We start from the raw sequence: 16,709 nt of genomic DNA, 5'->3' as shown, positions 1-16,709 counted from the left end.
AAACATTATCATGAAACTAAAAGCAACGACAATTTTAAAAGAGAATGCCAATAATGTTGAACTTAATGATTTCGTAATAAACCATAAATTAACTAACAGTGCCTTAGAACCTTATGCTCATTTATTAGGTCAATATGTTAATAGTTATAATTTATGTAAGAAACGTGAAACATTAAATAAATGCTTACAAGATGTTAAAGGTTATCGTTATAAATTAGTTTTTCTACCTAATGGTAAAATTAACTTAGCATTAACTGATTGCTTACATTCAATTAACCATTCTGATCAAAAACAAGTTTATAATAACTTTTGAATTAAGTATTATGATGACAAATTATTATCTCTATCATGAAGTAAAAATTTTAATGTTGTTGGTAACGCTCGAATTCAAATTCTCAAATATCTAAATCAATCTTTAAAACATAAAAGTTATCAAGGACTATATTTACATGGTGATACAGGTAGTGGCAAAACTTTTATCTTTATTTTACTAGCTAACAAACTAATTCAAAAAAATCAAACGGTTTGTTTTATTGTCTGACCAGAATTTGTCATGGATATTAAAAAAAGTTTTAAAAACGAAACAAATACTAACCAACAAATTGAACAATTAAAAACTTGTGATTTATTGTTCATTGATGACTTAGGTGGTGAAACAGTTAGTGCTTGAGAACGTGATGAACTATTATTCAGTATTCTTAATGCTCGTGTCTTACCACTAAAAACAACTTTTATTAACTCTAATTACAGTATTAATGATTTATATGAACATTACCATTTACGAAGTAGTAAATCCGAAGAAATTAAAGTTAAACGCTTATTAGAACGAATTCAAACTTTGACTTTACCGATTGAATTAAATCGTGAAAACTTGGAAATTAGTCCTAAAGAAGATAACACTACACAAATAGAAATGGTTAGCACTACATAAAACTTCTTAATTTTTAAGAGGTTTTTTATATTTTGCAAATTTCTTAAAAGTTTGATTTGGAAAAAAATAGTGTTATAATAGTGTTATTCTACTACCAAAAATAATGATATCTTTTTAACGGACTTCTCCCCACATGTACTTGTGGAGGAAACAATGAAATTGAATGAGTTCAATAATACTTTTCAAACTGAAAAACAATGTCTTGCATATATAGCAAGTTTGAAACAAAGCAAATGTATTAGGTGTTCTAGTTTTAATTTTAATACTTCTAATTTAAGAAAAATGAGATGTTTGAAATGTCATCAAACATTCAGTATTCTCACGGGCACTATATTTTCAAAGTCACAAACACCTTTAATATCTTGGTTTTATCTCATCTTTAGATGAATAAACACCAAACATGGAATTCCATCAACTGATGTTGCAAAAGAATTGGGAGTGACCTTGAAAACAGCTTGAAGAATGGGTCATAAAATCCGAAGTGCCATTGCTAAACAAGAACCTCAATTCATTGTCGAGGGCATAGTGCAAATGGATGAAATGTATCTTTCACATATGGGTTTAAAAAACAAGGAAGATCCTTGTTGAACAAAACCTTGATTGTTGGTATTTATGAAAAAACAACCAACAATCTGATTGTGAAAGTATTGAAAAACGCAAACAGTAAAAATCTTTTGCAGTTTGCAATAAACCACATTTCTTCAAAGTGTGATGTACATACTGATTCTTGAAAAGGATATCGCGATTTGAAATCGGTTTTCACTAAGCATGAAACAGTTAACCATCAAGATGGATATGTTTCAAAAACTGGTGTAAATACCAACCAAATTGAGTCAGTATGAAAAAATATACGAAGAACATTTAAAACACATATCAAAGTTGCAAAACATCATATTCATTTATATGCAAAAGAAGCTGCATATAAATTCAATAACATACCTAGTTTTGAAACTGTAATGCTATGTTTAATTTAAAAATGTGGGGAGAAGTCCGTAGATAGGCTTTTCTCAGCATTTATGTGATAAAATTTAAAAATAGTACATAAAGGGAGAAAAGCCATTCTTGATTTTCAAGCACCAGCAACGACATGTAACATTGAATTTTACAATAGTAAAACAAACCAAGTATTAGTTAAGTATAAAATTAAATTACCAACAGCTTTCTTAATATTGCTAATCAAAAGTACATTAAAATAGATGAAAATGATATTAACTATGATTCTATAAACTTTCATAATCTAAATGTTATTGAAACTGGAGATTTTTTGAATAACACAATATCTCTAAAATCTGATAACTTAAGTCAAGATGCAACTAATGCACAAGATTTAGCAAAATACTACACTCTAAAATTACTTTTAAACTTTATAATATGGACAAACAACGTTTAGTAAGAGAACAAGAGTCACTTAACAAAAACACTAATTATGCTATTGGGCTTGAATTAAACGGTATATATGTTAATACAATATTTAGAGTTGGTCAAAGAAATGATCCAATTACAAATAAATAAAATTTTCATTATTAATAAGCGCTTACCACTTAATTACTACTACTTTAATTAAAAAATTTACATATAAAATCTATATTTTATAACAAATATTTATGATTTTAGTTATAATATACCTAGTCATTAATCAATATATGAAAAACGAAGTAGAAGGAGTGATTTTATAATGGCAACAAAAATTGCAATTAATGGTTTCGGTCGTATCGGTCGTCTTGCCTTTCGTCAATTATTTGATAAAAAAGACACTGAAATCATAGCTATTAATGATTTAGGAAACGTGAAAGCTCTAGCGTACTTATTACAATACGACTCAGCTCACGGAACATGAAAACATGGAAAAATTAAATTTGATGAAACTAAAAATACTATTATTGTTGATGGTAAAACGATTAAAGTTTGTCAAGAAAGAGACCCAAAAGCACTACCATGAAAAGAAAATAATATTGATTTAGTTATTGAAGCAACAGGACGTTTTGCTACTAAAGACTTAGCAAAAGCTCATATTGATGCAGGAGCTAAAAAATGTGTTATTTCAGCACCTGCTAAAGGTGATTTAAAAACTATTGTTTACAATGTTAACCATGATATTTTAAAAGCAGGGGATAAGATTATTTCTGGTGCTTCATGTACAACTAACTGTCTTGCTCCTGTTGTAAATACTTTAGAAAAAGAGTTCGGCCTTGTTAAAGGATGAATGACAACTGTTCACGCTGCTACTAATGACCAGCGTTTATTAGACTTAGAACACTCAGACTTCAGAAGAGGTCGTAGTGCTCTATCTAATATTGTCCCTGCTAGTACAGGGGCTGCTGCTGCGATTGGTTTAGTTATTCCTTCAGTTAATGGAAAACTAGATGGTTCAGCTATGCGTGTTCCTATCATTACTGGTTCAATTGTTGACTTAACTGTTGAATTAAAGAAAAATGTTACAGTTGATGAAGTTAATAAAGCTATGAAAAAACATAGTAATGAATCTTTTGGTTACAATGAAGACCAAATCGTTTCAACTGATATTATTGGTTCAAGTTTTGGTTCAATCTTCGATGCTACTTTAACTAAAGTAGTTGAAGTTGATGGAAAACAAATTGTTAAAGTATTTGCTTGATATGACAATGAAATGTCATACGTATCACAATTAGTAAGAACAGTATTACATTTCGCAAAGCTTAAGTAATTTTATCAATAGTTTAATTGCTAAAATTAAACTTCATAAAAATGCATCTTTACTAATTAATAAGATGCATTTTTATTACTGTTAGTGTATTTTTTTACAAAAAGTAATAAAATATCTTAATAAGGAAAAACAAAAAAGGAGATGAAATTATGAATAAAAAAACTTTAAAAAATCTTGATTTTAAAAATAAAAAGGTACTTGTTCGTTTTGATTTTAACGTACCATTAGATAATGGAAAAATTACTGATGACACTAGAATCAATGCTGCAATCGAAACTATTAAATACCTGCAAAAACAAGATGCTAAAATCATTATGTTATCACATCTAGGACGTGTAAAAACTGAAAAAGATAAAGCTAAAAATACATTAGCACCTGTTGCTAAACGCTTAGGTGAAGTGCTAAATGAAAAAGTTGTGTTTATTAACGAAACTCGTGGCGAAAAATTAGAAACTGCTATCAATGCCTTAAAACCTAAACAGTTACTACTAATTGAAAATACTCGTTTTGAAGATTTAAATGGTAACAAAGAGTCTGGTAATGATAAAGAATTAGGAACATATTGAGCTCACCTAGGTGAAGTTTTTGTAAATGATGCTTTTGGTACTGCTCATCGTTCTCATGCTTCTAACGTTGGAATTGCTGCTAACATCAAGCAAAGTTGCGTTGGTTTACTAATTGAAAAAGAATTAACAATGCTAAACAAAATTACTATGCAACCTGAGCACCCATTTGTTGCTGTGATTGGAGGGGCCAAAGTATCAGATAAAATTGATGTTATTAAACAATTATTAACTAAAGCTGATAAAGTGCTTGTTGGTGGTGGTATGGCTTATACCTTCATGAAAGCTTTAGGATTTGAAATTGGTGATTCATTACTAGAAAAAGACAAAATTGATGTTGCTAAAGAAATTATGGTATTAGGAAAAGGGAAATTAATACTACCTGTTGATTTTGTTATAGCTAAAGAATTCAAAGATATTAAAGGTGAAGTAACTACCGACCAAAATATTAAAATTGGTTTTGAAGGAATGGACATTGGTCCTAAAACTTTAGAATTATTTCAAAATAGTTTAAATGGTGCCAAAACTGTATTTTGAAATGGACCACTTGGTGTTTTTGAAATGAGTAATTTTGTTAAAGGAACGAAAGACATTTGTGAAACCATTGCCAACTTAGAAAATGCCTTCACTTTAATTGGTGGTGGGGATAGTGCTGCTGCTGCTGTTAAATTTGGTTATGAATCTAAATTCAGCCATATTTCAACTGGTGGGGGAGCTTCTTTAGAATACTTAGAAGGTAAAAAATTACCTGGCATTGAAGCTATAGAAAACAAGTAATTTTTAATATGTTACAATATGATGAAACAGTTATGATTTTTGTGACCATTAGTCTTTTCTTAGTTACCGTGATTCTTATATGTCAATTAATACAACTTCGCTTTTGACTAATTATTAAACGGACTTCTCCCAACATGTACTTGTGGAGGAAACAATGAAATTGAATGAGTTCAATAATACTTTTCAAACTGAAAAACAATGTCTTGCATATATAGCAAGTTTGAAACAAAGCAAATGTATTAGGTGTTCTAGTTTTAATTTGAATACTTATAATTTAAGAAAAATGAGATGTTTGAAATGTCATCAAACATTCATTATTCTCACGGGCACTATATTTTAAAAGTCACAAACACCTTTAATATCTTGGTTTTATCTCATCTTTAGATGAATAAACACCAAACATGGAATTCCATCAACTGATGTTGCAAAAGAATTGGGAGTGACCTTGAAAACAGCTTGAAGAATGGGTCATAAAATCCGAAGTGCCATTGCTAAACAAGAACCTCAATTCATTGTTGAGGGCATAGTGCAAATGGATGAAATGTATCTTTCACATATGGGTTTTAAAAAACAAGGAAGATCCTTGTTGAACAAAACCTTGATTGTTGGTATTTATGAAAAAACAACCAACAATCTGATTGTGAAAGTATTGAAAAACGCAAACAGTAAAAATCTTTTGCAGTTTGCAATAAACCACATTTCTTCAAAGTGTGATGTACATACTGATTCTTGAAAAGGATATCGCGATTTGAAATCGGTTTTCACTAAGCATGAAACAGTTAACCATCAAGATGGCTATGTTTCAAAAACTGGTGTAAATACCAACCAAATTGAGTCAGTATGAAAACATATACGAAGAACATTTAAAACACATATCAAAGTTGCAAAACATCATATTCATTTATATGCAAAAGAAGCTGCATATAAATTCAATAACATACCTAGTTTTGAAACTGTAATGCTATGTTTAATTTAAAAATGTGGGGAGAAGTCCGTAGATAGGCTTTTCTCAGCATTTATGTGATAAAATTTAAAAATAGTACATAAAGGGAGAAAAGCCTTATTAAATTAAAAACTAAAAACAAAAATAATCTTAAACCTTATTATCAAGAGTTACTAGCAAGTGAAAATCTTAGTTGTCAAGTTGTAAAAAAGAAATTTATTATTAAATACTTTAATTACAATGTTAAAACTAATGTTCTAAAATTAAAGACTAATGATTTCAATGAAACTACAACTTGAAACAAATATCAAACACTATGCAGTGTTTTATGTATAAAATGAAAAAATAAATATCAACCACGAAAAAATCTAAGTTTGCCAATTATTAACTTATGTTTACTAATTGGGATTATTAATACAATTATTTGCACATTATTGTTTTATATTCCAATTTGAACTAACACTAGTAGTGATATTAATCAAGAAGTATTAGCTATTTTTAGTTTTGCTGGATTAATTATCATTACGTTAAGTTGATTATTCTGAACTATGTTTTATGAAAAAATGCGCAAAGAAATTATGAATTTAACTTCTGGTTTAGAGGACCATGAAGTGAAAATTATTAAATATATCACTTTGTTTAAATCATGTTTTCCATTTGCTGATTTGATGTTTTAAATATTAAAAATCTGTTGTCTATTTAGACAACAGATTTTTTTATTACTTTAGTGATATATTTAATAATTTGGTTAAGTCCCGAATCTTGTGTAAATTTATTTTTACAGAGTAATATTTCTCATATCAAATAAATTTAGTTTAATTTATTGTACCATACTTAAAAGTTGGTAGGTTAATCTTATCTAAAATTAATTTTAAAATTCTTATAGTTAATAATTTTACAAAGTTTATAGGTTTATAAATTATTTTTTTCTAAATAATCACAACAAAAAGTCATTTTAAAGAAATGCAGTTATTTATAAAGAATAAAATTTTAATACAAAGTAGTTAAGCAATAATTTAAGCCTTTTCAATTTTAAAATTATTATATTCGTCCATATTAATATGAACACGATTTATCATTCATTTTTCATTAAATTCCATTAAAATTGAACCTATTATTCGATATACACTATCAACTCCATGAAATATGGTAACAACACCTTCTCTTCTTCGAATTTCACGGTTTAGGCGTTCAATGTGATTACTAGTTCTTAATTTTTTATGGTAATACAGTGGAAAGCTTAAAATTGCTAAAGCATCATCAAATCCATTTTCAAGAATTCGTAATGCCGAGTCTAAAAGATGGGAATAATTATCTTTCATTTCTTTAAGAATCATTCTATCCATTTTAATACTACTAGCGTTGAAAATGGCATTAACATCTCTTTCAACTTTTTCTCTATCCTTTTTAGGTGTTTTATCCAAGATATTACGCATAAAATGTGCTTGACATCTTTGTCATTGCACGCCTTGAAAATGTTTTTTAACTGCTTTAACTAACCCTTTATGGGCATCAGAAACAACTAAATCAAGACCAGTTAAGTTACGTTCTTTCAATGAAGAAAAGAATTCACTTCATGTAGTTTCTGATTATGAATCACCAACCATCATTCATAAAATATCTCTATGACCTTGGTCATTTATACCTAGGGCTATAAAAACTGCTTTAGAGATTACTTGATTATTTTCTCGAACCTTAACATGTACTCCATCAATAATTATAAAAGGATAGGAATTTGCGCTTAAATCACGGTTTTTTCATGTGCCTATTACTTCAGTTAATTCTTTACAAATATTATAGACAGTAGATTTAGAATAATTAATACCGCACAATTCTCTTGTTATGTTATCAACTTTCCTTGTTGATACACCGTCAATTACCATTTACATCATGGTAGATAATAATGCTTGTTCTGAACGTTTAAACTTTTCGAAAATTTCAGTTTCAAAAGATTTATTACGATGTCTAGGGACATTTAAATTCAAAATTCCATTTACAGATTTTAAATCACGCTGATAATAACCGTTACGGCAATCTGTTCTTGCTTCATTTCGTTCATAATTATTAGCACCAATTTGATCATCTGATTGATTTTTTAAAAGTTTATTAAAAATAATTCAATAAGCAATATTATGCCTTCATTTTTAGTCTCTTTTGAAAGAAATTTTCTAATTATTTCAGAATCTATTGTAAAATTTAATGGAGTCATATATTTCTCATCCTATCTAGTTTTTATTTTCAAACTAATTATATTTGATAAGGAGGGGTATATGGCTCATTTTTTATTACTTTTTTAAATTTACACACAATCTTAGACTTAACCAATAATTTTTATTAGATATTGTTGAACTTCTGCTACATTGATAATGCGTTTTGGTTATTTTGGAAACTATCAGTGCTTTCTGAATCATTAATTATATTTTCATCATTACAATTATTTGCAATTGTTGAAGTTCAGCCTATAGTTCTTTTTATAGCAGAACTTACTGCTGTTACTGGTACTAACAAAAGATTTTTAATAGCATACATATCACTATCCTTTGCTGTTCATATCTTATAAATACTAACACCAGCAACAGTGGCAACAAGAACTGATAACCCTATTTTAATACTAATAGGTTGTGAAATTTGATTATATGTGATATTTTTTCCTCTTCAATTAAACTTTGCAAGGCTTTTCTCCCTTTATGTACTATTTTTAAATTTTATCACATAAATGCTGAGAAAAGCCTATCTACGGACTTCTCCCCACATTTTTAAATTAAACATAGCATTACAGTTTCAAAACTAGGTATGTTATTGAATTTATATGCAGCTTCTTTTGCATATAAATGAATATGATGTTTTACAACTTTGATATGTGTTTTAAATGTTCTTCGTATATGTTTTCATACTGACTCAATTTGGTTGGTATTTACACCAGTTTTTGAAACATAGCCATCTTGATGGTTAACTGTTTCATGCTTAGTGAAAACCGATTTCAAATCGCGATATCCTTTTCAAGAATCAGTATGTACATCACACTTTGAAGAAATGTGGTTTATTGCAAACTGCAAAAGATTTTTACTGTTTGCGTTTTTCAATACTTTCACAATCAGATTGTTGGTTGTTTTTTCATAAATACCAACAATCAAGGTTTTGTTCAACAAGGATCTTCCTTGTTTTTTAAACCCATATGTGAAAGATAAATTTCATCCATTTGCACTATGCCCTCAACAATGAATTGAGGTTCTTGTTTAGCAATGGCACTTCGGATTTTATGACCCATTCTTCAAGCTGTTTTCAAGGTCACTCCCAATTCTTTTGCAACATCAGTTGATGGAATTCCATGTTTGGTGTTTATTCATCTAAAGATGAGATAAAACCAAGATATTAAAGGTGTTTGTGACTTTGAAAATATAGTGCCCGTGAGAATACTGAATGTTTGATGACATTTCAAACATCTCATTTTTCTTAAATTAGAAGTATTCAAATTAAAACTAGAACACCTAATACATTTGCTTTGTTTCAAACTTGCTATATATGCAAGACATTGTTTTTCAGTTTGAAAAGTATTATTGAACTCATTCAATTTCATTGTTTCCTCCACAAGTACATGTGGGGAGAAGTCCGCTTTGCAATTAAAAACAAAAAATACCCTTCAATGGTACTATAACCTTGAAAAGTATTTTCAACTAATATTTAATTACACTTATATAATACAACTTAATTGCTATAATTACAATACAATTCTCTTACTTATTAGTAATAACAGTCCCTACTTGTTGCAATAACGCTTTTTTTGCTTGATTTAAATTAGCAATTATTGCCACATTATTAGGTTTTGCTTTAACAAAAGCCATGGCTGCTTGAACTTTTGGTAACATACTACCAACAGCAAATTGTTGCTCATCAATATATGTTTGAGCATCATGTAATGACAAACTGTTTAATTTCTTTTCATTTGGTTTACCAAAATTTACACAAACATTATCAACTGCTGTTAAAATTATTAACTTCTGAGCATTAACTTCATTAGCTAACAAGGAACTAGCAAAATCTTTATCAATGACGCCATCAATCCCACTAAATCCATCTTTAGTCTCAATAACAGGAATTCCACCACCCCCAGCAGTAATAACAATCAATATGGCCTTGCTTAATTAAATCTTTAATAATATCTTTTTCAACAATAGCTTTTGGTTTTGGTGAAGCAATTACTCGTCTTCAACCACGATTAGCATCTGACTTAACAGTAAATCCATATTTAATTGCTAATTGTTTTGCTTCTTGCTCATTATAAAAACTACCAATCGGTTTTGTGGGATTACTAAAAGCACTATCATGCTTATCAACCATCACTTGCGTAATAACGGTTACTACTTTTTTGTTAATCTTGCGTTTTTGTAATTCATTACCAATGGCATTTTGTAAATGATAACCGATATATGCCTGACTCATCGCACCACATTCAGGAAATGGCATTACTGGACTTTTACTATCACTTTGATGGGCAATCTCAAAACTATTATTAATCATTCCCGCTTGTGGACCATTACCATGGACAACTACTAGCTCGTTACCAACACTAATAATATCTACTAACATTTGTGCTGTATTTTTAACAATTACTTTTTGTTCACTAGGGTTATTACCAAGTGCGTTACCTCCTAATACAACAACAATTAATGACATATTCTATTTCTTCCTTTCTTTAACAAATTTAAAATCAACTACCACCAGGACTAATCGGCAATAAACTTCCTAAGCTTAATAATACCATTGATAAACCAACTAAGCCCACAACAAATGGTCATGCTACTTTTAAATATTTATTTAATGGTACTTTACTAATACTCAAGGCTGCCATTAAAATAAAACTAGTAGGACTAAACAAGTTAACAATCCCATTAGCAAATGAAAATGTGGTAATAGTTCCTGAAAACAAACCAGGATGAATTAATTCTGCTGTTGGTCCTAAAATTGGCATAACGGCAGCGGCAAATCCTGAAGTTGACGGAATTATTATGGAAATAATTAAGAAAAAACAAAATTCCACAATCACAAATCCTGTTGTTCCTAATGATTTTAAAGGAACTGCTAACGCTTGTACTAACTTATATTGCATGCCAGAATGTTCCATAATTCAACCAATTCCCGCAGCTGTCACAATTACCAAACAAACTGATAAAATATCACTGCTCCCTGCCACAAAAATTTTAACAAATTGTTCTTCACCATTACGTTCAATAAAACCAATAATAATACTAGCAACTAAGAAAATAGCTGCTGCTGCTAATAAACTAAAATTACCAAAAGCATCATAAAATGAAGCAATGTATGGGGCATGCATTTGAATTCACTCATTACTTGTCACAGCACCATTTAGTCCAAAAGCATTTCATGAAATTAAAGAACAAATCATTAGTAAAAATGCTAAACTGAAAATTACTAAAATTATTTTTCGTTTTTTAGTAAATTCTGGTAATGCTTCAGGTATTCCAAAATCTTTAAGATACATTTCACGACTAGCAAATAATGATGATTTATTAGGAGTTTTTTTAATTCTAAGCGCATATCACATCACAAATAAAATCGCAATAACAGTAAAAATTACAAACGCAACTAAACAAAAAACAATACCTGAAGAATCACTAAGACCATAATTTGTAGTATCACTTTCATTAAACGAAAAACCAATAACAGAGGGATTAAGAATGTAACCAAGACATCCAATCCCTGCACCAATTAGAATCGTCATTAATGATGTAATAACATCAAATCCAGCAGCCAACATAACCGGAATTAAAACTGGATATAAAGCAATAGTTTCCTCGCCCATGACATAAGTCGTACCACCAATCGCAAAAAATGTCATTAAAATCAGAATAATTCAAATGGCTTTTCTCCCTTTATGTACTATTTTTAAATTTTATCACATAAATGCTGAGAAAAGCCTATCTACGGACTTCTCCCCACATTTTTAAATTAAACATAGCATTACAGTTTCAAAACTAGGTATGTTATTGAATTTATATACAGCTTCTTTTGCATATAAATGAATATGATGTTTTGCAACTTTGATATGTGTTTTAAATGTTCTTCGTATATGTTTTCATACTGACTCAATTTGGTTGGTATTTACACCAGTTTTTGAAACATAGCCATCTTGATGGTTAACTGTTTCATGCTTAGTGAAAACCGATTTCAAATCGCGATATCCTTTTCAAGAATCAGTATGTACATCACACTTTGAAGAAATGTGGTTTATTGCAAACTGCAAAAGATTTTTACTGTTTGCGTTTTTCAATACTTTCACAATCAGATTGTTGGTTGTTTTTTCATAAATACCAACAATCAAGGTTTTGTTCAAAAAGGATCTTCCTTGTTTTTTAAAACCCATATGTGAAAGATACATTTCATCCATTTGCACTATGCCCTCAACAATGAATTTAGGTTCTTGTTTAGCAATGGCACTTCGGATTTTATGACCCATTCTTCAAGCTGTTTTCAAGGTCACTCCCAATTCTTTTGCAACATCAGTTGATGGAATTCCATGTTTGGTGTTTATTCATCTAAAGATGAGATAAAACCAAGATATTAAAGGTGTTTGTGACTTCGAAAATATAGTGCCCGTGAGAATAATGAATGTTTGATGACATTTCAAACATCTCATTTTTCTTAAATTAGAAGTATTCAAATTAAAACTATAACACCTAATACATTTGCTTTGTTTCAAACTTGCTATATATGCAAGACATTGTTTTTCAGTTTGAAAAGTATTATTGAACTCATTCAATTTCATTGTTTCCTCCACAAGTACATGTGGGGAGAAGTCCGTATTTAAATTAATAACAGCTCCAGATATACATCCAACAGGAACAGTACCATCAAGAACAAATAATGTGTTTGGGTTAGTCGCTACATCTAAATCATTAGGATTAAATCGAGGCATACTGTCACTAATTACGCCTTTTGTGTCATCAGGTTTAACGTTAAAAGAATAAATAGGTGACTTACTATTATCCTTATCATCTTTAAATTGAACATCAAAAGTTCCAGCAAAAACTGTATAGTCTTGTAGTGTTTTATTAACAGTTAATGATACTTTAATATTTGAAAAATGAATTTTAATATTATTAAGTGTTGCAAAGTCAAACACTCCTGTAGCAAAATTATTTCCAGAAATTGGTTTTACTCCTAAAAAAAACTGTTTTAATAAAATCATAACTTTCTGTATTATCAGCCTTATAATTTTGTGTTGAATCAGTTAGCAAAATAGTAGCACTAGCTCCTTGCCCAGGGATAGATCAATATACAGAATCAAGTTTTGCAGTATTATTAATAGTGACCTTTTTCTCTGTTATAGTACCATTATTACTAGTTAATCTTAGCTGATCTGCTACCTTACCATTCATGGTCGCTGTAGGATTTGATGATGGAGTACCACATGCAATTATTGGTAACACAGATAATCCAGTAAAATTAATCGCAGTTAACATTTTTAATATTCTTTTCATAACTATTCCCCCTCTTTAATTATTAATTTTATCATCTAAATTATACATGATAATTAATTTTGAAAGTATTTAAAACATATTATTAGTTTGAATATAGAAATAAAATCAAGTTTATTAAGCACTAAAAAAGTAAGTATTTTTATTGATACTTACTTTTATAATTTTATTTTGATTATTTTTTTTCGCTTTGTATATACATCATAATACGGAATATTAATTGTAATACTTCGTATATTGTTCTAATTAAATAATAAATAAATTTAATTTGGAAAATTCAACCAATAGCACGAATTTCTTTTTCATTTAGAATTCCTACTAGATTGGTGCAAATTTCTTTACGCGATTTAGCATAGAAAACTAATTGCATACTAGCATAAACAATTAAAAAAATACTTCCTAAAATTGATAAAACAATTGATAAGGTGTTAGCGCCACTTGCTGATAAAGTAATTCATGAATTAATCGGTGAAATCGCAAATAATAACGCTAACACAATAGGAATTAAAATAAAGAATAACGTTAACTTACGAGAAAAATCTCATCAAAAAGTATTAAAACGACTACTCTTAGAACTACTTACTGCTCAACTACTCTCCATAGCCATAGCTAATGAGTAAATTGAACGACGATGATAAGTTCAAGGTAGTAATCGTAAAGTAAAATGACCGTTATTAATTAAATATGGTCGTAAATAAAAGAACCTTGGTTCAACAGTGACACCATTAACATTACCAAATCCTTTAAACTTAATTCTTGGAGCATTAATACCATACTTTTGTATATAAGTTTTAGCTAAATCACCACCACTTAAATTAGCACTATTTTCACGATGAAATCATGAATATTTAATTCATGTAATAAATCAAATCATAGTTACTATAAATAAAATAGCACCAACAGTAGCTAGCATACAAGCAACAACAATTAAACTAACTGATCATGTTGATGGATTACCAGGGTCAACAGCACCTAAAAATGAATAATTCATAATTTCATTCCTTTCTAAAAAACTTTATTTTATAACATTGTAACATACAATGTGCTATTCAACAACAAATAAAAAATTATAAATTTCTTGTTCACCATTCACAAATTCATATTCAATATTATAATCTTCATCTAAAATCTTAGTTACATAATTTACTTGTTCTTTAGAAGCGTCCTTACCTTTAAAAATAGTAATAATTTCAGCACCAGTTCAAATTAATTTACTAAATAAACCACGAATGGTAGACAATATGTCTTTATTAGAACTAATAATTTTTACTTTAGTATCTTTACGATTATTAACAGCGCCAAAGAAATGACTCTTTTCAATCGTTACACCATCAATTTCAACATCACGATCAGCAACAGTAATGTAACCAAATGCTACATTTTTTTTAATCTCATTTCACATATTATTGTAATTATCTTTATGATTATCTTCACGATTAAAATTTAAAGCAGCACGCATACCATGGGCAATGTTTTTAGCTGGTAAAACAAAAACTTTTGACTTTTTTTCCAATTTTTTAGCTTGTTCAGCAGTTAAGAATAAATTACCATCATTAGGCAAAATAAAGACAGTTTTAGCATCAACTGATTCAATAGCTTTTAAGAAATCATCAGTTGAGGGATTGACACGTGATGAATACGTAATAATATGGTCAACATTTAATTGTTCTTTAAAAAAGACTTCTACACCTTTACCATTAACTGCAGCAATTAAAGCAAAATCACGAACTAATTTACGAATTGGCTTAATAGTTTGCGTATGGGCTTTAGCTTGTTCAGTCATGTTTTCAATTTTTACTTTTAAAATTTCACCAAATTTTTGAAAGTAATTTAAAATTTGACCAGGTTTCAAAGTATGAACGTGAACTTTAAGTAAGTCCTCGTCATCTACAACAACAATTGATTGACCATCCATTGTTTCTAAATCATTGCGAGTTTTATTTAAGTTAAAATCTGACTTGTTAGTTTTACTTAATTTAACAATTACTTCTGTACAATATCCAAAGTCTTCTTGATTTAATGACATTTCTAATTTAGTGCCATCTTGAGTTAGTCTTTTCTTTGGCATAATAGGTTTACCATTCTTTAAACCATAAACCATGCCTTCAACAATGTATACTAAACCAGCACCCCCTGAATCTACAACACCAACCTTTTTTAAGATTGGTAATAAGTCAGGAGTTCTTTTTAGTGACTCGCTCATACCTTCTAATAACTTTTCAAAAATAAAAAGTGCACTTTTGTTTTTATCAATATTCTCGCTAATGAAATTAGCACCTTCTCTGACAACCGTTAAAATAGTCCCTTCTACGGGTTTCATAACTGCGCGATATGCATATTCTTGAGCGCTCTTTCAAGATTTAATTAAATCTTCATTATCAATCATATTATCTTTATTTTCTTTTGCTATTAACACTTGAAAAAAACCACGAAAAATTTGTGACAAAATAACACCAGAATTACCACGAGCGCCCATAATTAAACCACGTGAAAAAGTAGTACCTAGCTCTTTTAATGTTTCATAATCTTTGCCATTTAATTCTTTAATACCATTCATCATAGTTAAATTCATATTAGTTCCTGTATCACCATCGGGCACTGGAAAAACATTTAATTTATCAACTTCAAAGTGATAATTATAAAGATTATTAGCTCCGCTAATAAGCATAACTTTTAAGGTTTTAATATTCATTTTTCTCATTTAAATCCACCTAATATTTTCTTATTCTTCAATTAAATCACAAGCAACAATATTTAATCTCACGTTATCTTGGTGTTTAATTATTTTTTCTACAACATACGTTAAATTTCTTTGTGCTACCTTCATGACGGTTCAAATATTACTATTAGCAAAGCAAATAATATTAATATCAATACTTCATCCTAAGTCATCTTTAGACACAGTAATTCCCTTAATACCATCTGATTCATAAATACTAGCAACACCTGGCACAGATTTAATGTTATCATATAATGCCTTTTCAATAATCCTCATAACATCTGTAACTGTTTCCACATGCTCACCCCTTAAAGTTAAACTTAAAATTCATCCTTGCAATTTTAAAGTCTCTTAAATTATACCTAATATAATAATACAAGACAATAAATAATAATTTTTGCTCGCTAAAAACAGATAAAACGATTTAACATCGCAAAAACTATTAAATTTAAGATGACCTTAGACTTTTTACATGGTAAATATTAAAGTTTCAAATATTTTTTATTTATCTTTAATTATTATATTACATTGATTGACATTCAAAGATACTTTTAGGTTAATTAACTTAGTATTAATATGAGTCTTAATTTTTTTAGA

21 protein-coding genes and 2 pseudogenes are annotated in these 16,709 nt (G+C 29.0%); 11 read left to right on the top strand and 12 right to left on the bottom strand.

What is annotated here, in order from left to right:
• Positions 1-10 precede the first annotated feature (10 nt).
• From ACFEL4_RS05910 to ACFEL4_RS05885, 6 genes are all read left to right on the top strand, one after another.
• A complete protein-coding gene (locus ACFEL4_RS05910) occupies positions 11-931 on the top strand; it encodes an ATP-binding protein (RefSeq protein ID WP_375316980.1) in 921 nt (306 codons plus the stop codon).
• Between the two features lie 153 nt (positions 932-1,084).
• Positions 1,085-1,621, top strand: a complete 537-nt coding sequence (locus tag ACFEL4_RS05905) for a hypothetical protein (RefSeq protein WP_375316979.1) — start codon at positions 1,085-1,087, stop codon at positions 1,619-1,621.
• On the top strand, positions 1,516-1,905 hold the full coding sequence (locus ACFEL4_RS05900) for an IS1595 family transposase (RefSeq protein ID WP_375316978.1): 390 nt from the start codon (positions 1,516-1,518) through the stop codon (positions 1,903-1,905). The genes ACFEL4_RS05905 and ACFEL4_RS05900 overlap by 106 nt, the downstream gene beginning before the upstream one ends.
• Positions 1,906-2,302: 397 nt before the next feature.
• Positions 2,303-2,443, top strand: a complete 141-nt coding sequence (locus tag ACFEL4_RS05895; RefSeq protein ID WP_375316977.1) for a hypothetical protein — start codon at positions 2,303-2,305, stop codon at positions 2,441-2,443.
• A 163-nt stretch (positions 2,444-2,606) separates the two neighbouring features.
• On the top strand, positions 2,607-3,614 hold the full coding sequence (gap, locus tag ACFEL4_RS05890; RefSeq protein WP_375316976.1) for a type I glyceraldehyde-3-phosphate dehydrogenase: 1,008 nt from the start codon (positions 2,607-2,609) through the stop codon (positions 3,612-3,614).
• 149 nt (positions 3,615-3,763) lie between these two features.
• The gene (locus tag ACFEL4_RS05885) at positions 3,764-4,954 is read left to right on the top strand and encodes a phosphoglycerate kinase (RefSeq protein ID WP_375316975.1); all 1,191 of its coding nucleotides are present in this window, start codon (positions 3,764-3,766) and stop codon (positions 4,952-4,954) included.
• Here ACFEL4_RS05885 and ACFEL4_RS05880 read toward each other — a convergent pair.
• Entirely contained in the window at positions 4,938-5,090 is a 153-nt protein-coding gene (locus tag ACFEL4_RS05880) for a hypothetical protein (RefSeq protein ID WP_375316974.1), read from the bottom strand. The two genes, ACFEL4_RS05885 and ACFEL4_RS05880, sit on opposite strands and share 17 nt — an antisense overlap.
• 18 nt (positions 5,091-5,108) lie before the next feature.
• Between ACFEL4_RS05880 and ACFEL4_RS05875 the strand changes: the two genes are divergently transcribed.
• Complete coding sequence (locus ACFEL4_RS05875; RefSeq protein WP_375316973.1) at positions 5,109-5,294, top strand: hypothetical protein; 186 nt, start codon at positions 5,109-5,111, stop codon at positions 5,292-5,294.
• Between the two features lie 15 nt (positions 5,295-5,309).
• Entirely contained in the window at positions 5,310-5,930 is a 621-nt protein-coding gene (locus ACFEL4_RS05870; RefSeq protein ID WP_375318367.1) for an IS1595 family transposase, read from the top strand.
• A 983-nt stretch (positions 5,931-6,913) separates the two neighbouring features.
• Here ACFEL4_RS05870 and ACFEL4_RS05865 read toward each other — a convergent pair.
• Positions 6,914-7,972, bottom strand: a pseudogene (locus ACFEL4_RS05865) (IS256 family transposase).
• A gap of 280 nt (positions 7,973-8,252) precedes the next feature.
• Positions 8,253-8,426, bottom strand: a complete 174-nt coding sequence (locus ACFEL4_RS05860) for a hypothetical protein (RefSeq protein WP_375316972.1) — start codon at positions 8,424-8,426, stop codon at positions 8,253-8,255.
• Between the two features lie 99 nt (positions 8,427-8,525).
• Here ACFEL4_RS05860 and ACFEL4_RS05855 point away from each other — a divergent pair, with 99 nt between their 5' ends.
• Positions 8,526-8,657, top strand: a complete 132-nt coding sequence (locus tag ACFEL4_RS05855; protein ID WP_375316971.1) for a hypothetical protein — start codon at positions 8,526-8,528, stop codon at positions 8,655-8,657.
• Here ACFEL4_RS05855 and ACFEL4_RS05850 read toward each other — a convergent pair.
• Both ACFEL4_RS05850 and ACFEL4_RS05845 read right to left on the bottom strand, forming a co-directional pair.
• Positions 8,654-9,043, bottom strand: a complete 390-nt coding sequence (locus ACFEL4_RS05850; protein ID WP_375316970.1) for an IS1595 family transposase — start codon at positions 9,041-9,043, stop codon at positions 8,654-8,656. The genes ACFEL4_RS05855 and ACFEL4_RS05850 overlap by 4 nt on opposite strands.
• Positions 8,938-9,474, bottom strand: a complete 537-nt coding sequence (locus ACFEL4_RS05845; protein ID WP_375316969.1) for a hypothetical protein — start codon at positions 9,472-9,474, stop codon at positions 8,938-8,940. Before ACFEL4_RS05845 ends, ACFEL4_RS05850 begins: the two co-directional genes overlap by 106 nt.
• Between ACFEL4_RS05845 and ACFEL4_RS05840 the strand changes: the two genes are divergently transcribed.
• Positions 9,455-9,670 (top strand): hypothetical protein, encoded by a 216-nt coding sequence (locus ACFEL4_RS05840; RefSeq protein ID WP_375316968.1) that lies wholly within the window; start codon positions 9,455-9,457, stop codon positions 9,668-9,670. The two genes, ACFEL4_RS05845 and ACFEL4_RS05840, sit on opposite strands and share 20 nt — an antisense overlap.
• Here ACFEL4_RS05840 and arcC read toward each other — a convergent pair.
• The 3 genes and pseudogenes from arcC to ACFEL4_RS05825 form a co-directional block, all read right to left on the bottom strand.
• Positions 9,632-10,571 (bottom strand): annotated as a pseudogene (gene arcC / locus ACFEL4_RS05835) (carbamate kinase). The gene ACFEL4_RS05840 and the pseudogene arcC overlap by 39 nt on opposite strands.
• Positions 10,572-10,599: 28 nt before the next feature.
• Positions 10,600-11,757 (bottom strand): YfcC family protein, encoded by a 1,158-nt coding sequence (locus tag ACFEL4_RS05830; protein ID WP_375318366.1) that lies wholly within the window; start codon positions 11,755-11,757, stop codon positions 10,600-10,602.
• A gap of 102 nt (positions 11,758-11,859) precedes the next feature.
• The gene (locus ACFEL4_RS05825) at positions 11,860-12,681 is read right to left on the bottom strand and encodes an IS1595 family transposase (protein ID WP_375316967.1); all 822 of its coding nucleotides are present in this window, start codon (positions 12,679-12,681) and stop codon (positions 11,860-11,862) included.
• On the opposite strand from ACFEL4_RS05825, the gene ACFEL4_RS05820 reads away from it, so the two are divergent.
• Positions 12,662-12,883: a hypothetical protein gene (locus ACFEL4_RS05820; protein WP_375316966.1), complete on the top strand. Its 222-nt coding sequence runs from the start codon at positions 12,662-12,664 to the stop codon at positions 12,881-12,883. The genes ACFEL4_RS05825 and ACFEL4_RS05820 overlap by 20 nt on opposite strands.
• Before the next feature lie 168 nt (positions 12,884-13,051).
• On the opposite strand, the gene ACFEL4_RS05815 is transcribed toward ACFEL4_RS05820, so the two are convergent.
• The 4 genes from ACFEL4_RS05815 to ACFEL4_RS05800 all read right to left on the bottom strand — a co-directional run bounded on the left by ACFEL4_RS05815 (position 13,052) and on the right by ACFEL4_RS05800 (position 16,451).
• A complete protein-coding gene (locus tag ACFEL4_RS05815; protein WP_375316965.1) occupies positions 13,052-13,396 on the bottom strand; it encodes a hypothetical protein in 345 nt (114 codons plus the stop codon).
• Between the two features lie 172 nt (positions 13,397-13,568).
• Positions 13,569-14,384, bottom strand: a complete 816-nt coding sequence (locus ACFEL4_RS05810; protein WP_375316964.1) for a hypothetical protein — start codon at positions 14,382-14,384, stop codon at positions 13,569-13,571.
• A gap of 54 nt (positions 14,385-14,438) precedes the next feature.
• Complete coding sequence (locus tag ACFEL4_RS05805) at positions 14,439-16,094, bottom strand: DAK2 domain-containing protein (protein WP_375316963.1); 1,656 nt, start codon at positions 16,092-16,094, stop codon at positions 14,439-14,441.
• Between the two features lie 21 nt (positions 16,095-16,115).
• Positions 16,116-16,451, bottom strand: a complete 336-nt coding sequence (locus ACFEL4_RS05800; protein ID WP_375316962.1) for a hypothetical protein — start codon at positions 16,449-16,451, stop codon at positions 16,116-16,118.
• Positions 16,452-16,709 lie beyond the last annotated feature (258 nt).

The organism is Spiroplasma endosymbiont of Virgichneumon dumeticola, assembly GCF_964264745.1.
Lineage (GTDB): Bacteria > Bacillota_I > Bacilli_A > Mycoplasmatales > VBWQ01 > Spiroplasma_E.
The sequence above is the reverse complement of the archived record's forward strand: the minus strand, read 5'-3'. Positions and strand labels throughout refer to the sequence as shown.